At 49.3% G+C, this 578-nt stretch carries 1 protein-coding gene; it reads left to right on the forward strand.

The annotated features are described in order from the left end of the window. On the forward strand, positions 1-578 hold a 578-nt coding region (locus tag D4A39_RS19065), incomplete at both ends, for an RNA-dependent RNA polymerase family protein (RefSeq protein ID WP_147393953.1).

Consider the following 578-nt stretch of genomic DNA (forward strand, 5'->3'; position numbering starts at 1 on the left):
CCCACCTGTAACTGAGTTCAATCTGAGGGAGCCAAGTCTGAAGGAGGTTGAGGAGATTATCAAGGCAGCTCGCTCAGCATCTACTCCAGGCCCCAGTGGTGTACCTTACTTGGTATATAAGCGCTGTCCAGAACTTCTCCGACACCTGTGGAAGATCCTAAGGGTGATTTGGCGAAGAGGAAGAGTTGCTGACCAGTGGAGGTGGGCTGAGGGAGTGTGGATCCCCAAAGAGGAGAACTCGAAAAACATCAACCAGTTTCGAACCATCTCTTTACTGAGTGTTGAAGGGAAGGTGTTTTTCAGTATTGTCTCGCGAAGATTGACAGAGTTTCTCCTCAAAAACAAATACATCGACCCTTCAGTGCAGAAGGGGGGGATTCCTGGAGCTCCTGGCTGCTTGGAACATACTGGTGTAGTTACACAACTCATCAGAGATGCCCATGAGAACAAAGGTGACCTAGCTGTCTTGTGGTTGGACCTGGCTAACGCCTATGGGTCCATACCACACAAGCTGGTCGAGCTTGCCTTAAACCTCCATCATGTTCCCAGTAAGATCAAGGACCTGATCGTGGATTATT

The sequence above is a fragment of the Alcanivorax profundi genome (genome assembly GCF_003597125.1).
In the GTDB taxonomy this organism is placed as follows: Bacteria; Pseudomonadota; Gammaproteobacteria; order Pseudomonadales; family Alcanivoracaceae; genus Alcanivorax; species Alcanivorax profundi.